Source organism: Rhodococcus sp. P4_C10, assembly GCF_056402135.1.
Window position 1 is genome coordinate 1 of sequence record NZ_JBFUHZ010000062.1, and the last position, 21,934, is coordinate 21,934.

Sequence of the window (21,934 nt, forward strand, 5' to 3'; positions counted from 1 at the left end):
CGCCTACACGGCGCGCGATGCGGCCGCCGGCCACCGCACCGCGGCCGCCGGATCCGCCACCGCGGCCGCCGGATCCGCTGGCGCCGCCGCCGACTCGGCGGCCGCCGCCGACCAGGACCGCGCCGCGGTCGACACCGCCAAGGGGCAGATCGACGGCGCGTACGCGGACGTCATGGGTGCGCGCACGGACACCTACACCGCGCGCGACGCCGCGCAGGGCCACGCGAACACCGCGACAGAGAAGGCGAACGCCGCGGCGCAGGACGCCGTCGACGCCGACGCCGCGCGGGCGGCCGCCCAGCAGGCCGCCCAGGACGCGCAGAACGTCGGCGGTGTGCCCACCACCCGCCGTGTAGAGGGCGTCGGCGCGCTGACCGGCGGCGGCGACCTCGCCGCCGATCGGGAGCTGGACCTCACCCCCGAGGCCAAGGGGTTCCTCGCACTGGCAGGTGGTGCGTCGCAGCCCGGGCACACCCACGTGATGGACGACATCACCGACCTCGGCGCGGAGCTCGACACCGCTCTCTCGTGGAAGGCCGACCTCGTCGACGACGGCGCCGGCGGCCGCGTGATCCCGACGTCGCTGATCCCGGCCATCGCGACGACGAAGACCGTCGTGGTCGCGACGTCCGCGCTACGTCTCGCGCTGACCGCGGGGCAGGTGCAGTCCGACGACCGGGTCGTGCAGACCAACAACCCCGGGCGCGGCACGTACTTCCTCACCGGGACCGACCGCACGCAGGAGTCGTCGTGGACGCTCGCCGTCGCACCGACCGACGTCGTGCAGTCGGTGAACGGGCAGAACGGCGTCGTCGTGCTCGCCAAGGGCGACGTCGGACTCGGTAGCGCCGACAACACGTCCGACGCGCAGAAGGTCGCGAGCGGGCCGATCAAGGATGCCCTCGCGGGGAAGGCCGGCAGTCATCCCGGGCAGACGATCGTGCACTTCGTCGGCACGCAGGCCGCGTACGACGCGCTGTCCGCGGCGACGAAGAACGCCGTCGGCTTCGTCGCGGTCGTCTACTGATGGCCGTCCGGATCGGTACCGGCAGTGCCGCGGCCGAGCTCAAGAAGGTGATGGTCGGGACCGGGTCCGCGGCGGTGCCGGCGAAGAAGGTCATGTTGGGCACCGGGTCGGCGGCCGTGCAGGTGTGGTCGGACTCCACCCCGATGGGCGCCTACCAGTCCACCGCGGTGACTCTCACCAAGAACGGATGGAAACGCCTCGCTTCGCTGACCCCACTGCCGGCCTACCCCGACACCGTGATCACGGGCGGCAACGCCCTGATGGTGCCCCCGGGCCTGTACAAGATCACCGCGAAGATGACCATCGACGACAACGACAACTCGCAGTTGCGGTTCCTCGTCGGCGCCGCGGTCGTCTACACCTCGCCCGTCTCCAGCAGCAGTGAGACGATCGCCGCGACGTGGACCGGCGAGATCAGCGCTGCCGGCGTCGGCATAGAGGCGTTTTGTAACTACGAGGACAACACAGTGGCCGGCGCCAATAACACGTACATCACCGTCGACCCCGCTTGACCGACAACGCCCCCACCTACCGCATTCAGCGGCCAGGGTGGGGGCGTTTCGTCGTTGCAGGAACCGAACTCGGGTCCGCGGCGTCCAACCTCATGTGACCGACGACCAGGAGATCGTGCTCGCGGAGCTGCATGCCGACGCCGACCCCGCGGTGCTCGCCCGGCTCCGGCGAGATCCGGAGTCCGCCGCGGTGCTCGACGCGCTCGACCGCGTCGTCGCCGAGCTGCGCGCTCTACGCACGAAGTAGCCCCCGTCCTCAGATTGAGTACGGGGGCTCCTTGTGTCACTTCGACTCGCCGATTAACCCTGCGCGGTCCGCGCGGACCCAGCGGCCTTGTACTCGGCCATGTAGTCGTCAACCTGCTTTTTCAGCGTCACTACGAAGGACTCGGCAGCGCGCTTGGCGTCCTGTTCAGTGAAGGGATCGAGCTTGATGTACTGCCTGAAGACATTCACAAACCCGTCGAGCTCAACGCCCGCGGCCTGAAGTCCTGCCGGCTTCGCGAGCGGTTGGGTTGTCATGCTTGCGAGAACCTGGAACGCGGTCACCACTTTCGACGCAGCTTCGGTGATGTCATTGGGTGCGACGACCTTGAGACGGTGAAACGCCTTTGAGAGGCTGACCATCTCGTCAACCTGGGTCTCGGCAAACATGAACTTCTCGAGGGCCTTCGGGTCGTCGACACCACGTTCGGTGTTGAACATGTCGCGCATGGCGTTGAAGACGCCCTTCACGTCGAGCGACTTCGTGAGCGACTCGGCAGCCGTCTCTGCGAAGTTCATCGCAGCCTCGCGGACCAGTTGCTCGTTCGACTTCCTGTCTTCGCGCTCCTCCTTGCGGTCGAGGATCTTGTCCTCTTGCTTCGCCTTGCGCTTGTCGCTAGCGCGCAGCGATATTGCGCCGCCGCCAACAGTGATCACGCTACCGAAGGCGGTGCCCCACCAAAAGGAGCCCTGTGAAAGGAAATCGGACAATGCGCTCATGGATGTGGAAGCTAGCAGCCGTGACCGACAAGCCGCAGCAAGGCCCGGTGCGGATGGGCCGGTAGACGGAGGAGGCGGGCCGCGGCTTCCGACTTATATGTCGGTGCGGCGTCGTGTTGGTAACCGAGCCGTCCGGATGCCCGAATCCGCGTAACCGGCGGCCGCTGTCAGATCTGCGAAACTAGTGGTGGCGTCAGCCGCCTGCCAGTGACCGACTGGGTATCGACTACTTTCGAACGATGCGCCGATCTATAGCCATGCTCGGACTTGCAATCGGTCTGGCCGTCTATGTTGCCGCCTTCCTGGTGACCTCGCCGTTCATGCTCTGCACCGAATACGCGTTCCCTCCTCCGCCGGGTACCCCGGACTGGACTGCGTACAGCTTCGAACCCGACTTCACACGAGCATGGTCACCTCTGGTCAGCGCAAACTGCCGAGCTGTCTATCCAACCGGATACGAAGAATCGGTCACACTTATCGACTGGCCAGCCAACCTGATGGCACTCACTGGGCTCGTAGTGATGGCCATCTCAGCGCTGTTCTGGATCCGCTCTCGCCGCCTCGCCGCCTAGAGACAAATGCCCTTGAACGGTGCGGGACGACGCTTCCCTCGTCGACCCGCACCGAGATCATGGGGCCGGTGTTCGAATGCTCCGGTGTTGACAGCCGACACAGGAACCCTCCGCGGCCCGCAGTCGCCAGAGTAGCGATTCTCGAACGACCGTGCGAACCGGACTACGCTCGGATCCATGGCCACGTACACCGAGTCGGCCCCGGATCACTGCCCGAACGGCCACCCGCTCGGCCCGGGCAGCTGCCTCGTCGGTTGGGAGGCCTGCGCGTGCTCGCCGCGACTCGGGCACCGCACCCACGTCTGCCGCGAGTGCGGAGCTGTCACCTACACGCCGCCGTGTGTCGGGCCGGCGCCGCAGCGGGATCGGTGGCCAGACTCGGTCAACGGCTAGGGCAACTCGGCACGAAAATGGCTGCGGCCCCGTCGACACAGGGGGGAGGTCGACGGGGCCTACGCCAGACACCGAGGGATGCTGGCGCGAACTCACCCTAGGTGCCGCAAGTTGTTACTCGCGCGTACGACACGTGACATCTTCCAAATGCTGGGCGGACACTTGAATTGCGATCACATATGCGGACTCTCGTTGATGTGATCCCGCAGGCGGCGCAGAAACTTCTCCCGATGATGGTGCAGTAGTTCAGCCTCGGCAGCATCCACGGCTTGTTCGTGCTGTTCGATTCTGCGCAGTTACAGTGCGCGCGTTGTGCGAGCTGGGGCGGTCTGCTCGCGGAGTGCGCATGCTCGGGCGTGGGCGGATTTGTCGTCCAGCAGGTAGGCCGCCGCACGATCGCAGTCGATGAGGACCTTCTCGTATCCGAGGCGCAGTGCCGACTCCTCGGGGAGCCACGCAACGGCGGCGACCTCGATCAGTTGGAGTGGTAGGCACGCGAGCCGGTAGTTGAATCGGCCCATCGCCATGGGCAGGCTGGGCACTCAGCCCGTTTCCAATCGGGCTCCCGCTGCGTCATCGAACCGTCGTGCGAGATCGGCTTCGCGCCCCTGAAGCCGTGTTCGGCGGTTGTACTCCACTGCTTGTTGGACGGACGAGAAAGTACGGAACTGATCGTTCAGTCCGGTCGCGCGCAGGGCGCGTCTGACGGGTGGGGGTGGTGCGGCCAGAAGTATCTCGAGGCCGTTGCGGTCCGCTCGGAGCCGACCTTCTGCGAGCTTCTGGGCTGCGGAGATGCTGAAGAACGTCGTGTTGGACAGGTCGAGGATCAGCGAGGTCACGGCTACGTCGATGCCGAAGTTCAAGGCGGCGACGAATTCCGGTAGGGCTGGTACGTCGATGTCGCCGGCCACTTCCAGCACTGTCGACCCTGGCCCTGACGAGCGCTGGCGTGAAGCGGTCAGGCGGTCGTCGAGTCGGCTGTAGTGGAGCGTGTGGGCTCGCATTGCAGAAACCTCCTCAAGGGGCGCGAGTCGGCGCGTGAGGTGGGTCGGCGGGATCGGGCGATCTCAGATCGCGACAGCCACCCTGCACCAGGTTCGGCTGTGGTCTCAACCGCCTTCAGGTTTAGCAGATCTGCAGGTCAGAGGAAAGGCTTGTCCGCTCTGTGCTTCTCCGGGACGGTTGGGTGGCCCCGCCAGGTCCGTGGGGACGGCCCGGCGGGGCCAGGCCGTCCTAGGGGGATGAAGGGCGGCACTCTAACCGTAGGCGCCTCAATCAACAGCCGAGCTGGCTTTCGGCCCCGGGGGTGATCATCCGGCCAGTCTCTCAGGACGGATCGAGTCGACGCCGTCATACCCAAGTCGACGCCGCGGCGACGCGGTTGGTCAGCACTCGCCACCTGTGGATCCTGGGCGCCGAGTGCAAGCGAGCGCCCCGGCGGCCTGAGCGCATCTGCGAATCATGTTGTGCTGCAACAGGATACGTGCTACCTTCGTGTCACAAGTTCACAGGGCGCATCTCCGCGAAGCCACACCACGCGAGGAACGGATTTGCGGCGGCGAGGGTGCGAACCCCCAGGACCCGCTCGTCGAGCAATCGGCACAGCCACGAACGAAGAAGCCCCCCAGCCGAATGGCTGGGGGGCTTCTTTCTGGACGGGCTAGTCGCCGGCCCCGGGGATGATCAGCTCGTCGGACTCGGGGTACCGGTAGGCCCGGCGGCCATCGGCGAGGGTGACCCAGCCGAGCTGGCCTTCATCTGTGGGCGGGTTGAACGTCATGCGTCCAGTCTCGCAGAACGTGCCAGGTCAGCTAACCGTCGTGGCCGGAGCTTCGGACACCGTCGGCTGCGGCGTGGCTGCCGCACTCCGAGTCAGGTTGACAACGCAGGCATCGACGGCCTGGACCCGCTCGTCACCGGCAGAAATCTGGAGCGGCGCGGCGCTCGCCTTCGGCCACTTGGTCGCGCTGCGCGCCCCGCCAGTCGACGCGAACGGCATCAGTCCACTGAGCACCCACACGTCCGACCTGTTCTCGAACTTGCCGTCCGGTCGGACGGTGGATGCACCGAAGAACGTCAGGTCGCCGTCGACGATCACCTGCGTGTTGCCCAGGGCGAGTGTCTCGTCGGTCAGCCCGTTCGATACGGCAATCACGGCATCCTCGCTCGCCGCGACGCAGCGCGGATCGGATACGGGCGCGGCAGCCGGTGCGGGAGCATCGGCGGTCGCCGACGGCATCATGGCTGCTGACGTGGCCGGCAGTTTGGCGTCATCGGAAGTCGACGAGCACGCGCCGAGGGTGAGCGTGACAGCGGCCATGGCTGCTGCGGTGATTGTCCGTTTCATGCCCGGATTCAACCAGACCTCCCGGTCGCGTCCGCCGCTGTCATGCAAACGGCGGACGCGCGCGCTGCTCCGCCGTGACGCCGCCGCGTCGCGTCCGTCGCGCTGACGCGTCACGCTTCAGATCGAACAGGACTGCGTCGGGCGCGTCGACCGGCGCTGGCGCGTCTGACTCCTCGGTGTGCGGCGCTGCGGCGCGGTCCTGCGTCGCGTCGGTGGTCCGCGGGACTGCGTCAGCAGTGGGTGCGTCGCCCTGGCCCTCAGCCGTGGCCAGTTCGGCGACCGCGTCGCGCATCAGCTGCGCCAGGTGCTGCGCCGCGAGGAGGAAAATCGGCGTCACCACGAACACCGCCGCGGCGGCCTCGCCCGGGAGCGGCCCGGCAGGCAAGAGCGCCGACGCGCACGCCGCGACGATCGACACCAGCGTTGCGCCGACGAGCAGCACCCAGGCGTACGCGTGGGCCTTGCCAGTCAGGGATCGCGTCGCCCGGGTCGCGACGAGCGCCAGGCCGTCGACGATCAACGGCCAGGCGTAGGCGATCGGCTCGAAGTAGCCGGCGCGCAGGGCGAGGTCGACAAGCTTCGAATAGCTGATGACGAGCGCCACTACGGTCAGCACGTCGACGGCGTTGGTGTCGGTGAAGGTGGGCATCTTGACGAAGGCGAGCTTCTTCACGGCCGGTCTCCCTCGAGGTTGATGATCATGCGGCTGATCGCGGCCTGGAGGTCGCCGAGACCCCGGAGGCTGGCGAGGCCGAAGGGGGCACCGGCGGCCATGTGGGTGGAGATGCTGCGGCAGGACGCGTCGAGCAGCTCGTGGAGTCGGTCGCAGACGGTGGTGTTGGTCATCGTGCGGCCGCCTGCGGTGCGGTGCGGCAGGCGCAGCGGCGGATCGGGAGCCCGTCGGTGTCCTCGACCCAGCCTCCAACGCAGTCGCTGCACGTGCGCTTCAGCTCGTCGGGGCTGGGAGGGCCCGCCGTGACGCGGGGCAGCGGCAGCGCCGCCCACAGGCGGAGCCAGCCGTGCACGTGCATCGTCGGGTTCTCGGGGCGGTGGGCCTTCTGGGCGGCGTCGACGAGGGCCTGGACGCCGTGAACGTCGAGCAGCGCGAGGATCTCGCCCTTCCGGATCTTGGCGAAGCTAGCGGGGAGGCCGGCGGCGAGCGTCGCGGCCTCGAGGTCGGCGAGCGCCTGGTCGTCCTTGGCTAGGAACTCCTGGGCCTTCTCCGACAACGACGCCCTGACGTTCGCCTCGCACTGGCGAGGTCCGCGCTCGGCCTGGTTGTTGTTGGTCTCAGTCCTTCGTGACTCAGTCCTTGTAAAGCGGCCCAGTTTCCCGGTGGACGCACGACCAGCGACCGGTTTCCTGGGTGCCGGGGCGACCTGCGGGTTCTCGACCGCGACAGGCTCTTCGTAGACGGTCTGGATCGTCTCGAAGCGGCCGGTGTCGGGGTCCTGGCGCTTTTCGCGGACGAGGTAGCCGTACGCCTCGAGCTCGCGCATCGCGGTGCGGATCGCTTCGCGGCCCTCGCGGGGGGACTGTGCGGCGATGGCTTCAGAGCGGGTGCGCCAGTCGGCGGGCTTGCTGAGGAGGTAGAGCAGGACGCCGCGAGCGCGGAAGCTCAAGCGGCTGTCGTTGATGACCTCATTGCTGAGGATGGTGAAGTTGTCAGCGCGGCGCGGGCCACGCTGAATCCCACCCAAGACATGGGTATGCTGGGGCACGTTCGACTCCTGTGATAGTCGGACCACGCCCCGGGAGTGTTAGCGCACTCGCCGGGGTCTCTTATGTTGTTGTGCTGGTGATCGTGGCAGGTAGGGCCTGATCTGTCCAGCTTTCCCGTTCCGGATCTGTTCCGGATCTGCTCCGGATCTGCTGGCACGACCTGGCACTTTGTGGCATCACGTGGCCTACCTGGGACATGAAGAAACCCCAGGCGAAACGTACTCTCACCTGGGGCTTCGTGGAGCCGCCTGACGGAATCGAACCGTCGACCTTTTCATTACGAGTGAAATGCTCTACCGACTGAGCTAAGGCGGCGTGTCCGACCTTGCGATCGAACCAGCAGGAGTCTAGCGGCATCGACCCCGGATACGAAAATTGACCCCCACCCCGGCCAGTTCGGCCGGGGTTGCTCAGTTCAGCGCCGCGCCCAACCGGGCCACCATGGCGGCCACCGCGAACCTGGGCTTGACGTTGACGGCGAGCGCTTCCCGGCAGTCCAGCACGGCCTCGATGCAGCGCAGCAGCGCCTCCGGGCTCCCCGCGGCCGCCATCTTCCGCACCTGGTCCGCCTTGTCCGGGTGGTTCGCCTGCGCGTTCGAGCCGAGCGAGACGGCCAGCGCGTCCCGGTAGAGCCCGGCCAGGTCGATCAGCGCGCGGTCCAGGCTGTCGCGTCCGGTCCGCGTCGCCCGCGACTTCTGCCGCCGTTCGAGGTCCTTGAGCGCCCCCGCCGAGCCCCGCAGCGCGCCGGCGGCGCCCTTGCCGGTGCCGCCCGCGCCCAGTGCGGTGCGCAGTTCCTCGGTCTCCCGCTCGTCCCTCGACGCGCTCATCTCCTTGGCCTCGGCCTCGGCGGCCCGCACCAACTCGTCGGCCGCCGCGTAGGCGGTGCCGGGCCGGGTGGCCGCGGACGCCAGGCCCAGGGCCTGGTCCCGCCGAGCACGGGCCTCCGAGTCGGTGGCCAGCCGTCTGGCCCGGCCCACGTGTCCTCCGCTGATCGAGGCCGCCAGCCGCGCGGCCTCCGGATCCAGTCCGTCCCGCTCGCGCAGCACCCCGGCGATCGCGTCGACCGACGGCGTCACCAGCGCCACGTGCCGGCACCGCGAGCGCAGCGTCACGGAGATGTCCTGCGGGTCCACCGACGGCGCGCACAGCAGGAACACCGTCCGCTCCGGCGGCTCCTCGACAACCTTGAGCAGCGCATTCGCCGCACCCTCGGTGAGCCGGTCCGCGTCCTCGATCACCACCACCTGCCAGTAGCCGGTGCTGGGGCGGCGGGCGGCGGTGCGCACGATGGCCCGCATCTCCGCGACGCTGATGCTCAGCCCCTCCGGGACCACCCGGCGCACGTCGGCGTGGGTGCCCGCCATGGTGGTGGTGCAGGCGTGGCAGTGCCCGCAGCCCGGGACGCCGGCGTCGGTGCACTGCAGCGCGGCGGCGAAGCACAACGCCGCCACCGATCGGCCCGAGCCGGGCGGTCCGGTGAACAGCCACGAGTGCGTCATCAGCGAACCCGCGGACTGCGCGCCGCCGCGTGCCGCCGTCGCGGCGCCCGTCAGCTCCGTCTCGACGTGCTCCTGACCGACCAGCCTGTCGAATACTCCTGCCACGCCGCGAGCCTATCGGTCGCCACCGACCGAGCCCGACCCGCGCGCGGTCAGGACTCCGTCGTGGTCGACTTCTTCGCCGGCGCCTTCTTGGCCGCGGTCTTCTTGGCGGCCGTCTTGGTCGCGGCGGCCGTCGTCTTCGTCGCGGCGGTCTTCTTGGCCGCGGCCTTCTTCGCCGGCGCCTTCTTGGCAGCGGCCTTCTTCGCCGGCGCCTTCTTCGCGGCGGCCTTCTTGGTGGCCTTCTTCGGCGCCGGCCCACGGGCCCGGCGGTCCGCGAGCAGCTCGGACGCCCGCTCGTCGGTGATCGACTCCACCTCGTCGCCCTTGCGCAGGCTGGCGTTCGTCTCGCCGTCGGTGACGTACGGGCCGAAGCGGCCGTCCTTGATCACCATCGGCTTGTCGGTCGCCGAGTCGTTGCCGAGCTCACGCAGCGGCGGGGTCGCCGCGGCCTGCCGGCCACGACGCTTCGGCTCGGCGTAGATCTTCAGCGCCTCGTCGAGGGTCACCGTGAACATCTGCTCCTCGTTCGCGAGCGAACGGGAGTCGGTGCCCTTCTTCAGGTACGGCCCGTAACGGCCGTTCTGCGCGGTGATCTCTTCCTTCGACTCCGGGTCGACGCCCACCACGCGCGGCAGCGAGAGCAGCCGCAGCGCGTCCTCGAGCGTCACCGTCGCGACGTCCATGGTCTTGAGCAGCGAGCCGGTGCGCGGCTTGGGGCCGTCCGCCTTCTTCGCGGCCTTCTTCGCGGGCGCCTTCTTGGCGGGGGCCTTGGTCTTGACCGTGCCCTCACCCGCGTCGGCGGTCTCCGCGACTGGCACCGGGACGATGTCCGGCTCCGGCTCGGGTTCCGGCTCCGGCAGGATCTCGGTCACGTAGGGACCGAAACGCCCTTCCTTGGCGACGATCTCGTGCCCGGTCAGCGGATCCACGCCGAGCTTGCGACCGTCCTGCGGGGTGGCGAACAGCTTCTCCGCGTACTCCGGGGTGAGCTCGTCCGGCGGCAGGTCGTCGGGCAGGTTCGCCCGCTGCGAGATCGGATCACCTTCGGGGTCATCGGGATTGACGACCATGCGCTCGAGGTACGGCCCGAACCGGCCGACCCGCACGTGCACCTCGCGACCCTCGGAGTCGTCGAAGAGCCGGATCGAGTTGACCTCGCGGGCGTCGATGTCCTCGAGGTTCGTGCCGACCATCTTCTTCAGGCCGCCGGAGCGGGCCACCGAACCCTCGGCGCCGTGCTCACCGCCGAAGTAGAAGCCGGACAACCAGTTTCCGCGCTGCTCGCGTCCACCGGCGATCTCGTCGAGGTCGTCCTCCATGCCTGCGGTGAAGTCGAAGTCCACCAGCCGGCCGAAGTGCGCCTCCAGCAGACCGATCACCGCGAACGCCACCCACGCCGGCACCAGCGCGCTGCCGCGCTTGTAGACGTAGCCGCGGTCCAGGATGGTCTTGATGATCGACGCGTACGTGGACGGCCGGCCGATGCCGAGCTCCTCGAGCGTCTTGATCAGGCTGGCCTCGGTGTAACGGGCCGGCGGGTTGGTGGTGTGGCCGTCCGGGTCCAGCTTGGTGGCAGTGACGGCCTGCCCCGCGACCAGCACCGGCAGCCGGGACTCGGCGTCGTCGGACTGGCCGCCGGCCTCCTCGTCCACGCTCTCCACGTACGCCTTGAGGAAGCCCGCGAACGTGATGGTCCGACCGGACGCCGAGAAGGTGGCCTCCTCGCCCGTTCCCGCGGTGCCGGTGATGCGCAGCGTCAGCGTGGTGCCGCGCGCGTCCTGCATCTGCGAGGCGACGGTGCGCTGCCAGATCAGCTCGTAGAGCTTGAACTCGTCGGTGCCGAGCTGGCTGTGCAGCTGTCCCGGTGTCGCGAAGACGTCGCCGGCGGGGCGGATCGCCTCGTGTGCCTCCTGCGCGTTCTTCACCTTGCGGGTGTACTGACGCGGCGACGGGCTCACGTACTCGGCGCCGTAGAGCTCGGTGGCCTGGGCCCGGGCCGCGTCGATCGCCGACGACGACAGCGTCGTCGAGTCGGTACGCATGTAGGTGATGTGGCCGTTCTCGTACAGCCGCTGCGCGGTGCGCATGGTGCGCTCGGAGGAGAACCGCAGCTTGCGGGCCGCCTCCTGCTGCAGCGTCGAGGTCATGAACGGCGGGTACGGCTTGCGGGTGTACGGCTTGTCCTCGGCGGACGAGACCGTCAGGTCGACGCCGTGCAGCGCGTCGGCGAGCCGACGGGCCTTGGCCTCGTCCAGCACGGTGACGCCGGTGGACTTGAGCGCGCCGTCCGCACCGAAGTCGCGGCCGGACGCGACCCGCGCGCCGTCGACGCTGACCAGCCGGGCCCCGAAGCTGCGGGGGCTGGCCTCGGCGCCGGCGTCGAGGGTCGCGGAGATGTCCCAGTACTCCGCGGACCGGAACGCCATCCGCTCGCGTTCGCGCTGCACGATGACGCGGGTGGCCACCGACTGCACGCGGCCGGCCGACAGCCGGGGCATGACCTTCTTCCACAGCACCGGGCTGACCTCGTAGCCGTAGAGGCGGTCGAGGATGCGGCGGGTCTCCTGCGCGTCGACCAGGTCCTGGTCGAGCTCGCGGGTGTCCTCGGCGGCGGCCAGGATGGCGGGCTTGGTGATCTCGTGGAAGACCATCCGGCGCACCGGGATCTTCGGCTTGAGCGTCTCGAGCAGGTGCCAGGCGATGGCCTCGCCCTCGCGGTCGGGGTCAGTGGCGAGGAAGAGTTCGTCGGCGTCCTTGAGCAGGCTCTTGAGCTCGGCGACCTTCGACTTCTTGTCGGGGCTCACCACGTAGAGCGGCTCGAAGTCCTGGTCGACGTTGACGCCCAGCCGCGCCCAGGGCTCGCCCTTGTACTTCGCCGGCACGTCCGCGGCGCCGCGCGGCAGGTCACGGATGTGTCCCACCGACGCCTCGACGACGTAGTCCTTGCCCAGATACGGGGCGATCTTGCGGGCCTTGGTCGGCGACTCGACGATCACGAGACGGCGCGTCTGGCCGGTCGAGGAGTCCCCCGCCGTGTCCTTATCCCGAGCTGCCACCTTGCTGCCTGCACCTTCCTCGACTCGAATGGGCGATCACGTGTCAAGTACTAACAGTGACACACCGCGTGCCCCATCCTTGCAGATCAATCCCGTGTCGACTTTCTACACCCGCGGCCACGCGCCGCGCGCCTCCGGCCGGTCAGGCGGCTGCCCGACGTTCTCGACCAGCCGTTGCAGCCGACGGTGCCCCACCACCCGCAGTCCGGGGTGACCGCCACGGGTGCCCATCAGAGTGGGTGCGATGCCGGCCCGCATCAGCGACTGGGCGAGCACCGCGTGGGTGTCCGGGGCGTGCGGGTCCAGTCCCAGCACGAAGCGCTCGCCGTCCGCCTCGGTGTGCCCGGCGGCCAGCGTCCACGCCCGCAGCGCCCGTGGCCCGGGGATCCATCCCGCCGGCACCGCCTTGACCGCGCCCTTGGTCCAGTCGGTCGCCAGCGCGAGGAGCTCCGGGACCGAGGCCGTCCGCACCAGCGGGCTGCCCTCGTCGGATCGGGTCAGCTCGGCGGCCAGTCCGGCCTCCTCGATCAGTTCCGCGATCGCCTCGGCGCGCCACTGCGCGTCGACGACCACCGACACCCTGGCCCGGTCCGCCGCCGCGGCCGCCTGCCCCTGCGCGGCCAGCAGTCCGCCGAGGTCGCGCACGTCGGGCGCGTCCGTGTCGGCAGAGAAGAAGGACAACTGGTTCACAGAATCAGACAGTAGTCCTGACATCGAAGCTAATTCCCCTTTGCCGCAACGAAAATGGTCAGACGTTTACGGATTGGTCAAAGAGATGCGGGATTAGCCGAAGCGTTGCCTTGGATTGCCCCCGGAAAGGACTCGTCCCCCGCCGCCTTCCGGCGACGGGGGACGAGTTCGATCCGTGTTGAGGTACTGACGAATCAGACCGCGCGAACGCCGGTCGCCTGGGGACCCTTGGTGCCCTGGCCGACCTCGAACTCCACGCGCTGGTTCTCCTCGAGGGTGCGGAAGCCGCTGCCCTGGATCTCGGAGTAGTGGACGAAGACGTCAGCGGAGCCGTCCTCGGGGGCGATGAAGCCGAAGCCCTTTTCCGCGTTGAACCACTTCACAGTGCCCTGTGCCATGCTATTCCTTCTCTTTCTAACACCGGATGCGGCAGACGGCGCTCACTGCCTGCCGGGCCGGTTCCGACCGCAGTACCGGTGACTTCCGCAGGCTGATATCCCCCCGAGGAAAAGCATCGAGACGGCGCTCGCAACATCGATCCTGCGAGCGCGTACACGAACACAGAAGCTGCGACCGATCGACAGTCAACCACGCTTCTCGCGAGTGCGACAGCCTAAATCACATAAAGAAATGATCTTGATTTTGACTACTAACTGGTAACGGCGGACAAACATACGCGGCCGACAGTTTCCGTCCACCTCGCGCGAATGCGCTTCCGCCGCACCAGTAGCATAAAAAACCCCAGGTCCGTACAGGTGTGGCCGCGTCGACGAACGAACTCGGAGTACCCAGTGAGCTCACCGGTCCCCGCAGCGGGCAACTTCGGGCGCACGCTGCTCGACCGAGTGCTCGCCGGCACCCCCGGCGGGGAGCACCCGCTGACCCACGTCGCCGACCTGCCCGCCCGCGACTCCCAGTTCGCGCAGTGGCCGTCGTGGGCGGACCCGGACGTGGTCGGCGCGCTGCGCGCGAGCGGGATCGAGCTGCCGTGGACCCACCAGGCCGACGCCGCGTCGCACGCCGCGGCCGGCTCGCACGTGGTCGTGGCCACCGGGACCGCGTCGGGCAAGTCGCTCGCCTACCAACTGCCGATCCTCACCGCCCTCGCCGCGGATCCGCGCGCCACCGCCCTCTACCTCTCCCCCACCAAAGCGCTTGGTGCGGACCAGATCCGGTCCGCATCCGGACTGTGCGACGCCGCGGAGTCACTGGCGGACATCTACCCCAACGCCTTCGACGGGGACACCCCCGCCGAGGTCCGGCAGTGGGTGCGCGCCAACTCCCGCTGGGTGTTCACCAACCCGGACATGCTGCACATCGGGATGCTGCGCGCGCACCAGCGCTGGGCCCACTTCTTCCGGAACCTCCGCTACGTGGTGGTCGACGAATGCCACTCCTACCGTGGAGTTTTCGGCTCCAACGTGGCACTGGTGCTGCGCCGGCTGCGGCGCATCTGCCGCCGCTACGCCGCCGACCCGGTGTTCATCCTGGCCAGCGCCACCACGGCCGACCCCGGGTCCGCCGCAGCCCGGCTGATCGGCGCCCCCTGCGAGCAGGTCGTCACGGACGGGTCGCCGCACGGGCCGCGGACCGTCGCCCTGTGGGAGCCCCCGCTGCTCGCGGAGGTCACCGGCGAGAACGGCGCGCCGGTGCGTCGCGCGGCGGGCACCGAGGCCGCCCGGATCATGGCGGACCTGATGATCGAGGGGGCCCGCACCCTCACCTTCGTCCGTTCCCGGCGCGGCGCCGAACTCACCGCGATGAACACGAGACACCTTCTGGCGCAGGTGGACCCGGAGCTCGCCGAGCGGGTGGCCGCGTACCGGGCCGGCTACCTGGCCGAGGACCGCCGCGAACTCGAGGCGGCGCTGGCCGACGGCACCCTGCTCGGCGCGGCCACCACCAACGCGCTCGAACTCGGGGTGGACATCGCCGGACTCGACGCCGTGGTGGTGGCCGGGTTCCCCGGCACGGTGGCGTCGTTCTGGCAGCAGGCCGGACGGTCCGGCCGCCGCGGCCAGGGCTCACTGGTGGTGCTGGTGGCCCGTGACGACCCGCTCGACACCTACCTGGTGCACCATCCCGCCGCCCTGCTCGACAAGCCGGTCGAGGCCACCGTCACCGACCCGTCCAACCCGTACGTCCTCGGCCCGCAGCTGCTCTGCGCCGCGCTGGAACTGCCCCTCAGCGATGCCGAGGTCGCGGAACTGGGTGCGCTGGAGGTGCTCACCGACCTCGCCGCGCAGGGACTGATCCGGCGCCGGGCGCACGGCTGGTTCGTCACCGCCGACTCCAACCCCCATGCGTCCGTGGACATCCGGGGCGGAATCGGCCTGCAGGTGGCGATCGTCGACGCACAGTCCGGCCGGATGCTGGGCACCGTGGACGGGGGCCGCGCCCCCGCGACCGCGCACCCCGGCGCGGTGCACCTGCACCAGGGCGAGTCGTTCGTGGTGGACAGCCTCGACCTCGAGAACGGGCTGGCGTTGGTGCACGCCGAGACCCCCGAGTGGAGCACCAGCGCACGGGAGAACACCGACATCGTGGTCACCGCCGTGCTCGACAGCAGCGAGCACGGCCCGGTCACGGTCGCGCTCACCGAGGTGGAGGTGACCCACCAGGTGGTCGGGTACCTGCGCCGGCTGCCGTCCGGGGAGGTCCTCGACGCCGTGGAGTTGGACATGCCGCCGCAGCGCCTGCACACCCGGGCCGTGATGTACACGGTGACACCGGAACTGATGGAATGCGCGGGGATCCCGGCGGACCGGTTCCCTGGGTCGCTGCACGCCGCCGAGCACGCCGCCATCGGCCTGCTGCCGCTGGTGGCGACCTGCGACCGCGGCGACATCGGCGGGGTCTCGACGGCGCTGCACGCGGACACCGGGCTGCCGACGGTGTTCGTCTACGACGGACACCAGGGTGGGGCCGGGTTCGCCGACCGCGGTCACGCCGAGCTGACGCCGTGGCTGCGCGCCACCCGCGACGCCATCGCCTCGTGCGAGTGCGCCGCCGGCTGCCCGTCGTGTGTGCAGTCGCCCAAGTGCGGCAACGGGAACAACCCGCTCGACAAGGACGGCGCCGTCCGACTGCTGTCCGCGGTGCTCGACTCGATCTGCTGACCCGCCCCGCTGGTCCCCAATGTCACATTGGGGGTACCCGGGATACCCGATGTGACATTGGGGAGCGGCCGCAGCGGGTCAGATCAGGTCGTTGCGCTGCAGCCAGTGCAGGATCGGCCAGCCGACGAACACCGGCAGCCAGCAGGTGAGCACGCGGTAGAGCAGGACCGACGGCACCGCGACACTGGCAGGCACACCGAACGCGGCCAGACCACCGATCAGCGCGGCCTCGACGGCGCCGACGCCGCCCGGGGTCGGCGCCGCGGACGCCAGGGTGCCGCCGATCATGGTGACGATGGTGACGGTGATGAACGTGGCGCCGCCGCCGAAGGCCTCGACGCTCGCCCACAGTGCCAGCGCCGCACCGAGAGTGGTGCCCGCGCAGCCGGCGACGATGAGCAGGAACCGCCACGGGTCGCGGGCCAGGTCGAGGAGTTCGACCGTCAGGTCCGCGATCTGCGGACGCAGGTCCTCGCGGAGCCAGCGGCGCAGCTTCGGCACCACCATGAACGTGCCGACGACCCCGAGCAGCAGGCCGGCGATCAGGTACAGCACCGTCCCCTTCGGGATGAAGTGCGACAGGTCGGCGTTGCGGCCGGCGGCGATGCTGAAGACGACCAGCAGCACAATGTGGGTGACCACCTGCACGGTCTGCTGCAGTGCGACCGCCGCGGTCGCCCGCACCCCGCCGAGGCCGTTGTGCTGCAGGAACCGCGCGCTCAGCGCGAGCCCGCCGACACCGGCCGGGGTGGTGGTGGCGGCAAAGGTGTTGGCGAACTGCATGATCGTCAGGTGCCGGAAGCTGACGGTCTCGCTGGCGCACGCCCACAGCGCCGCGGCCGCCCCGACGTACGTCAGCCCCGAGACCACCAGGCCCAGCAGCGCCCACCACCAGTTCGCCGACTGCAGTTCGGTGATGAAGGTCGGCACCTGGCTGACGAACGGGTAGGCGACGTAGACGAGGCCGATCAGCAGCACCAACTGGATCAGCTGGTTGCGGGTGAAGCGGGTGACCTGTTCGGCCCTGATCTCGCCGGAATTGGTCTGCGTGCGGACCTCCAGCCGGGTCGCCGCCATCAGCTCCTTCGCGTCGGGCACCGCGCCACGGATCCGGCTCGGCATCGCCGAGCGGGTCAGCCGGCCGGACGCCGCGATCACCTTCGGGGCGCCGACCGACGCGATGGCCGCCCGTACCGCCGGGGCCACCCCGAACAGGCCGGCGGTCACGAGCAGCAGTTGCGCGACGTCGGAGAGGATCGCCGAGTCGGACGCCCCGACCTCGGACCGCGAGAAGCCGTCGAACAGTGCGCCGCCCGCCTCGGTCCGGATGTTCTCCGGACGCAGGTCGCCGTGCGAGATCTGGCTGCTGTGCAGCCGGTGCAGCCCCTCCCAAACCACGTCGAGGCCGCCGGGGTCGTGGCCGTCGACCACCGTCCCGTACGGCTCTGTGTGGGCGTAGAGCATCCAGCCCCGGTCCAGCGCCGCCACCGCCGTCGGCGCGCTGGAGGACACCCCGAGCGCCCCGGCGGCGGTCGCCATCAGGGCCCGGTGCTCGACCGAACGGCGCAGTGACGCAAACGGTGCCGGTGTCTCGGAGCTGCGGAAGGTGAGCCAGCGTCCCACCTGCCTGACCAGGCCCTCGCTGCGCTGGTGCTGGCCGTACAGCTCGACCACCACCACCTGATCCGGGGTGTCGGTGGCCACCGCCGTCCGGCCCGGGAGGCGGCCGGCGGTGCCGAACAGGTCCGGGCCGCCGGAGTCGCGCTCGCCGGACTGCTCGACGCGGCACCGCGCCGAGAGCACCAGCGGCCCCGGCCCGGCCGGGCTGAGCACGGACAGCTCCCGCACCTTCAGGCCGCGGCGGCCGAGCACCCGTACGGCCGCGTCCACCGGGACCTCGAGCGCCGGGGTGCCGACGAACAGCACCACCAGGGCGCCGACGAACCACCCGACCGTCAGCCCCAGCATCGCCCGGGCCGGGACGACGGCGCTGACGAAGAGGTGCATGGGCACGAAGCCCAGGAGCAGGATCCACCACAGCCGGCGCCACCGCACCGGCAGCCACGGCCCGCACACGGTGAGCACCGCGGCCAGCATCGCGATCCACCTCGAGTCGTCGAGGAACTGCGAGAGGAAGGTGTCCAGGTGGGCGCTGAGGTCCAGGTGCCACTTCGGCGCCGCGACCCCGTCCCCGGTGAAGGACAGCGCCACCCCCGCGATCAGGGCGGCGGCGGCGTAGCCGGCCAGCAGCTTCCAGCGTCGACCCACCACGATCCCCACCAGGATGGCGAACGGCAGCGCCACGATCGCCGCGCCGTAGAACGAGTAGAACCGGTTGGACAGGTCCGGGGACGCCACCCCGATGAGGTCGGAGATCGACGACTCGACCGACTCCCACCGGCCGCGGGTGACCAGCGAGACCACCACCACGGCGATCACGCAGACCGCCGCGACGACCACTCGTACCTGGTCGTTGGTTCGCCGGCGCAGCGGCTGCAGCAGGCTGCCGTGCACCGGGATGTCTTGTCCGTCGACGCGCATGGTCTTACATCACCCCACGTGGACGTGCGGTCGACGGGACGGGTCGGGTTCGGCCCGTCGGAGCACCTCGCGGGTCACCGGCGCCTCCTCCCCCTGCCCGATGAACAGGAATCGCAACAGGTTGGCGATCGGATCGCCCTCCGTCCATTCGAAGTACACGTGCGGAACCGAACCCGTCCGGTCCCGGATGTCGAGCAGGATCGCCGCGATCGAGTTCGGGATGACCGCACTGTTGACCCACAGGATCCGGTGCTCGTCCCGTTGCCGGCCGTGCACCCGCAGCCTGGTGGCGAACTCCGAGGAGTCCCGGACGTTCACCTCCAGGAAGAGAATCGGCTGGTCCTCGGGAAGGTGGCTCTCCCTGCGCTGTTCCGCGGCCTTGCGCCGGTACTCCGCGGAGTCCCGCTCCCGCGCGTCGTGGGCGACGATGTGGATGGTGCCCCGGGCCGCCTCCTCGACGAACTGCCATGCGGTGGCGTCGTAGCTGACCGACTCCGCCCGCAGCTCGAAGGCACGCTGGAACCGGGACGCGAAGGACACCAACAGGATCGCCAGGATGAACAACGTCGCGACCTGCACGCCCTCGGGACGTTCGAAGACGTTCGCCACGGTGGTGTAGAGGAAGATCGCCGCGACGACGCCGAAGCCGACCGACTTACGGCGCTGGCCCCGGCGATGCGCCGAGATGGTGACGGCCACCGCGGCGGAGGTGATCAGCACCAGCACGCCGGTGGCGTAGGCGGCGCCCTGCGCGTCGACGCTGGCGTCGAAGTACCAGGTGATGCCGAATGCGACGGCCGCGAACACCAGCACCAGGGGCCGCACCGCCCGGGCCCAGTCCGGCGCCATCCCGAACCGGGGCAGGTACCGGGGGACGAGGTTCAGCAGCCCCGCCATTGCGGAGGCCCCGGCGAACCACAGGATCGCGATGGTGCTGACGTCGTAGACCGTGCCGAACACGTTGCCGAGGTACTCGTGGGCCAGGTAGGCCAGGGCACGACCGTTCGCCGCACCGCCGGCCTCGAACTCGTTCGCGGGGATCAGCACCGTGGTGATGAAGCTGCTGACGACGAGGAAGGCACTCATGATCAGGGCCGAGGTGGTCAGGAGGTGACGGGCACCCCGGATGCGGCCGCGCGGCGCCGAGTCGGTGTCGGAGGGATCCCCGTTGATCTGCGGCATCACCGCGACGCCGGTCTCGAACCCGGACAGGCCCAACGCCAGCTTCGGGAAGACCAGCAGCGAGATCGCGATCATCATCCACGGGCTGCCGTGCTGGGTGGTCATCGCCGACGTCCAGTCCGTGACCAGCGACGGTGCGGTCGCCACGTGCCACAGCCCGGCGACCATGACCACCAGGTTCAGCGCCAGGTACACCCCGACCAGCGCCACCGCGATACCGATCGCCTCGGCGAAGCCCTTGAGGAACACGGCCGCGAGCAGGCCCAGCAGCACGAGCGTGACCAGCAGGTTCCGGCCCTGCAGGGCCTCGGGAGCGAACGGGTTCTCCACCAGGTGCGCGGCGCCGTCGGCCGCAGACAGGGTCATGGTGATGATGAAGTCGGTCGCGGCGAACCCGAGCAGCACCAGGACGAAGATCTTCCCGCCCCAGCGCGGCAGCAACCGGGCCAGCATCGCGATGGAGCCCGCGCCGCGGGGACTCTCCGCCGCGACGCGGCGGTACACCGGCAGCGCCCCCAGCAACGTCAACGCCACCAGGACCAGCGTCGCCAGCGGGGACAGCACGCCGGCCGCCAACGCCGCGATACCCGGCTGGTAACCGAGGGTGGAGAAGTAGTCGACTCCGGTCAGGCACATCACCTTCCACCAGGGGTGCTTGTGCTCTTCCTTCGGCGGCGACCCGAACGGACCCTGGTGCCCCGCAGGCTCCTCGGTGATGTCCGCGAGCAGCCAGGAACGCAGGCGTGTCGTGGGTCGGTCCGTGGTCGTCACGCTGCGAATCCTGCCATTGCCCGTACCCGGCGGTAACGGTGATCGGCCCGTGTTGCCCGTCGGACGCTCGACGCGCGGGCAGTGGCACCGCCCGATCGCGCGCCCCAGGCCGCGCGTCAGTCCACCGGACCCGCCCGCGCGGCGGCCACCGCCTCGCCCGGTCCCACGGCCACCAGCGGCGCCGTCACCGCGACCGTCACCACCGCGTCCCAGCCCTCGGTCCGGCACTCGCGGACGCGCGCATGCATGCGGCCCGCGATGTCGTCCGCCGCCGCGCAGGCCGCCTGCTGTCCCCGCCCCAGCGCCGCCGCGGTCGCGAGTGCGCCGAGGTCCGCCGCGGACTGGGCGCGGTGCCGCGCCGACACCGCCGAGCCCAGGCTCACCACCAGGACGGCCACCGAGACCAGTGCCAGCATCGCCAGGCAGGCGACGACGGTCGCCGCACCTCGCTCGCCCGACGCGACCGACCGCCGCCCGCCGGTCACCGGCCGCCGCCGGGCTCGCGCCCCGGTCCGGTATCCACCGAGGCCAATTCCTCCAGCGCGGCCACGGCATCCGCGGAGATGCGCACCAGGGGCAGCAGCGCGACGGTCGTGGTGACCGTCGCCGTCACGTACCCGCCCTCCTCGCGCAGTTCCACCCGCGCGCCCCTCGGCGCCATCCGTAACGCCGCCGGGACTGCCTCGTCCCGGTCGCCGCGTGCCACCAGCCGTGCCGACTCCCGCGCGGCGTCGACACACCGCACGTGTGCCGACACCGCCAGGATCGCGCCGAGGCACAGGACCACCACCACGGTGATCGAGGCGAGCGCCAGGGCCGCCTCCACCGTCACCGCACCCCGCTCTCCCCTTTCCCCGGCGCCGTTCTCGCCGGCCCACCTCAGACCGCGGTGTTGAGCGCCTTGTCGATGATGCCGGTCAGCGCCGTCACGATCGAGTCGCCGGTGACGACCGCGTACAGCACCGCACCGAAGGCTGCCGCGGCGATAGTGCCGATCGCATACTCCGCGGTCGACATCCCCTCCTCGGCCGCCGCGGCCAGCAACAGACGCGTGCGAAGTTCTCGAATCCCCTTGGTCAACAATGCCTTCCCCCTTCTCTGTGACCGTCACGGCATCTCCGCGACGGAGTTTCCGACCCGCCTTCACAACAGCCCCTCGCCCATTACCCGCGACGCCAGTCCGACGACCACGGGAACGATGCCCAGGCACAGGAAGGCGGGCAGGAAGCACAGCCCGAGCGGACCGCTGACCAGCACGCCGGCCCGTTCCGCGGCCGCCACCCCGCGGTCCTCGACGGCCACCCGCCGCTCGGCCGCGAGTTCCGCCACGGCCGCGGCGAGGGACGCGCCCGAGCGGGCGGACCGCCGGGCGATCCGGGCCAGCACCTCGGTGTCCGGGTCCGCGGCGGCCCTGGCC

20 protein-coding genes, 1 tRNA gene and 2 pseudogenes are annotated in these 21,934 nt (G+C 69.9%); 5 read left to right on the forward strand and 18 right to left on the reverse strand.

Going from position 1 to position 21,934, the window contains the following annotated elements:
* From AC1DWC_RS25085 to AC1DWC_RS25095, 3 genes and pseudogenes are all read left to right on the forward strand, one after another.
* Window positions 1-1,027: pseudogene (locus AC1DWC_RS25085) on the forward strand (hypothetical protein); the annotation flags it as partial.
* Complete coding sequence (locus AC1DWC_RS25090) at window positions 1,027-1,539, forward strand: hypothetical protein (protein ID WP_477912410.1); 513 nt, start codon at window positions 1,027-1,029, stop codon at window positions 1,537-1,539. The pseudogene AC1DWC_RS25085 and the gene AC1DWC_RS25090, both read left to right, overlap by 1 nt.
* 94 nt (window positions 1,540-1,633) lie before the next feature.
* Window positions 1,634-1,786 carry a hypothetical protein gene (locus AC1DWC_RS25095; protein ID WP_477912412.1) on the forward strand — a complete coding sequence of 51 codons (153 nt, stop codon included), beginning with the start codon at window positions 1,634-1,636 and terminating at the stop codon, window positions 1,784-1,786.
* 53 nt (window positions 1,787-1,839) lie between these two features.
* Here the strand turns inward: AC1DWC_RS25095 and AC1DWC_RS25100 are convergent, their stop codons facing one another.
* Complete coding sequence (locus tag AC1DWC_RS25100; RefSeq protein ID WP_477912414.1) at window positions 1,840-2,523, reverse strand: hypothetical protein; 684 nt, start codon at window positions 2,521-2,523, stop codon at window positions 1,840-1,842.
* Window positions 2,524-2,762: 239 nt separating this feature from the next.
* Here AC1DWC_RS25100 and AC1DWC_RS25105 point away from each other — a divergent pair, with 239 nt between their 5' ends.
* A complete protein-coding gene (locus tag AC1DWC_RS25105; RefSeq protein WP_477912416.1) occupies window positions 2,763-3,095 on the forward strand; it encodes a hypothetical protein in 333 nt (110 codons plus the stop codon).
* 689 nt (window positions 3,096-3,784) lie between these two features.
* Here AC1DWC_RS25105 and AC1DWC_RS25110 read toward each other — a convergent pair.
* The 11 genes from AC1DWC_RS25110 to AC1DWC_RS25160 all read right to left on the reverse strand — a co-directional run bounded on the left by AC1DWC_RS25110 (window position 3,785) and on the right by AC1DWC_RS25160 (window position 13,302).
* Window positions 3,785-4,030, reverse strand: coding sequence for a hypothetical protein (locus tag AC1DWC_RS25110; RefSeq protein ID WP_477912418.1), 246 nt, complete (start codon window positions 4,028-4,030; stop codon window positions 3,785-3,787).
* Window positions 4,031-4,492 carry an STAS domain-containing protein gene (locus AC1DWC_RS25115; RefSeq protein ID WP_477912420.1) on the reverse strand — a complete coding sequence of 154 codons (462 nt, stop codon included), beginning with the start codon at window positions 4,490-4,492 and terminating at the stop codon, window positions 4,031-4,033.
* Between the two features lie 803 nt (window positions 4,493-5,295).
* Complete coding sequence (locus tag AC1DWC_RS25120) at window positions 5,296-5,835, reverse strand: hypothetical protein (protein WP_477912422.1); 540 nt, start codon at window positions 5,833-5,835, stop codon at window positions 5,296-5,298.
* Window positions 5,836-5,875: 40 nt separating this feature from the next.
* Window positions 5,876-6,508 (reverse strand): DUF2637 domain-containing protein, encoded by a 633-nt coding sequence (locus AC1DWC_RS25125; protein WP_477912424.1) that lies wholly within the window; start codon window positions 6,506-6,508, stop codon window positions 5,876-5,878.
* Window positions 6,505-6,681, reverse strand: a complete 177-nt coding sequence (locus AC1DWC_RS25130; protein WP_477912426.1) for a hypothetical protein — start codon at window positions 6,679-6,681, stop codon at window positions 6,505-6,507. Before AC1DWC_RS25130 ends, AC1DWC_RS25125 begins: the two co-directional genes overlap by 4 nt.
* On the reverse strand, window positions 6,678-7,556 hold the full coding sequence (locus AC1DWC_RS25135; protein WP_477912428.1) for a replication protein: 879 nt from the start codon (window positions 7,554-7,556) through the stop codon (window positions 6,678-6,680). Before AC1DWC_RS25135 ends, AC1DWC_RS25130 begins: the two co-directional genes overlap by 4 nt.
* Window positions 7,557-7,796: 240 nt before the next feature.
* Window positions 7,797-7,872: transfer RNA gene (locus AC1DWC_RS25140), tRNA-Thr, on the reverse strand.
* A gap of 95 nt (window positions 7,873-7,967) precedes the next feature.
* Window positions 7,968-9,161: a DNA polymerase III subunit delta' gene (locus AC1DWC_RS25145; RefSeq protein ID WP_477912430.1), complete on the reverse strand. Its 1,194-nt coding sequence runs from the start codon at window positions 9,159-9,161 to the stop codon at window positions 7,968-7,970.
* Window positions 9,162-9,208: 47 nt separating this feature from the next.
* Window positions 9,209-12,214 (reverse strand): type I DNA topoisomerase, encoded by a 3,006-nt coding sequence (gene topA, locus AC1DWC_RS25150; RefSeq protein ID WP_477912432.1) that lies wholly within the window; start codon window positions 12,212-12,214, stop codon window positions 9,209-9,211.
* Window positions 12,215-12,319: 105 nt separating this feature from the next.
* Window positions 12,320-12,904 carry a hypothetical protein gene (locus tag AC1DWC_RS25155; RefSeq protein WP_072845462.1) on the reverse strand — a complete coding sequence of 195 codons (585 nt, stop codon included), beginning with the start codon at window positions 12,902-12,904 and terminating at the stop codon, window positions 12,320-12,322.
* Window positions 12,905-13,098: 194 nt separating this feature from the next.
* Window positions 13,099-13,302 carry a cold-shock protein gene (locus tag AC1DWC_RS25160; protein ID WP_005248460.1) on the reverse strand — a complete coding sequence of 68 codons (204 nt, stop codon included), beginning with the start codon at window positions 13,300-13,302 and terminating at the stop codon, window positions 13,099-13,101.
* 309 nt (window positions 13,303-13,611) lie between these two features.
* Between AC1DWC_RS25160 and AC1DWC_RS25165 the strand changes: the two genes are divergently transcribed.
* Entirely contained in the window at window positions 13,612-16,023 is a 2,412-nt protein-coding gene (locus AC1DWC_RS25165) for a DEAD/DEAH box helicase (RefSeq protein ID WP_477912434.1), read from the forward strand.
* A 78-nt stretch (window positions 16,024-16,101) separates the two neighbouring features.
* Here the strand turns inward: AC1DWC_RS25165 and AC1DWC_RS25170 are convergent, their stop codons facing one another.
* From AC1DWC_RS25170 to AC1DWC_RS25195, 6 genes and pseudogenes are all read right to left on the reverse strand, one after another.
* On the reverse strand, window positions 16,102-18,564 hold the full coding sequence (locus AC1DWC_RS25170; protein ID WP_477912436.1) for a lysylphosphatidylglycerol synthase transmembrane domain-containing protein: 2,463 nt from the start codon (window positions 18,562-18,564) through the stop codon (window positions 16,102-16,104).
* A 9-nt stretch (window positions 18,565-18,573) separates the two neighbouring features.
* A complete protein-coding gene (locus tag AC1DWC_RS25175) occupies window positions 18,574-20,382 on the reverse strand; it encodes an APC family permease (RefSeq protein ID WP_477912442.1) in 1,809 nt (602 codons plus the stop codon).
* 251 nt (window positions 20,383-20,633) lie between these two features.
* Window positions 20,634-21,002 (reverse strand): Rv3654c family TadE-like protein, encoded by a 369-nt coding sequence (locus tag AC1DWC_RS25180; protein WP_477912438.1) that lies wholly within the window; start codon window positions 21,000-21,002, stop codon window positions 20,634-20,636.
* Window positions 20,999-21,349 (reverse strand): TadE family type IV pilus minor pilin, encoded by a 351-nt coding sequence (locus AC1DWC_RS25185; protein WP_477912440.1) that lies wholly within the window; start codon window positions 21,347-21,349, stop codon window positions 20,999-21,001. Before AC1DWC_RS25185 ends, AC1DWC_RS25180 begins: the two co-directional genes overlap by 4 nt.
* Window positions 21,350-21,396: 47 nt before the next feature.
* Window positions 21,397-21,600 carry a DUF4244 domain-containing protein gene (locus AC1DWC_RS25190; RefSeq protein ID WP_072845457.1) on the reverse strand — a complete coding sequence of 68 codons (204 nt, stop codon included), beginning with the start codon at window positions 21,598-21,600 and terminating at the stop codon, window positions 21,397-21,399.
* Window positions 21,601-21,660: 60 nt separating this feature from the next.
* Window positions 21,661-21,934, reverse strand: a pseudogene (locus AC1DWC_RS25195) (type II secretion system F family protein); the annotation flags it as partial.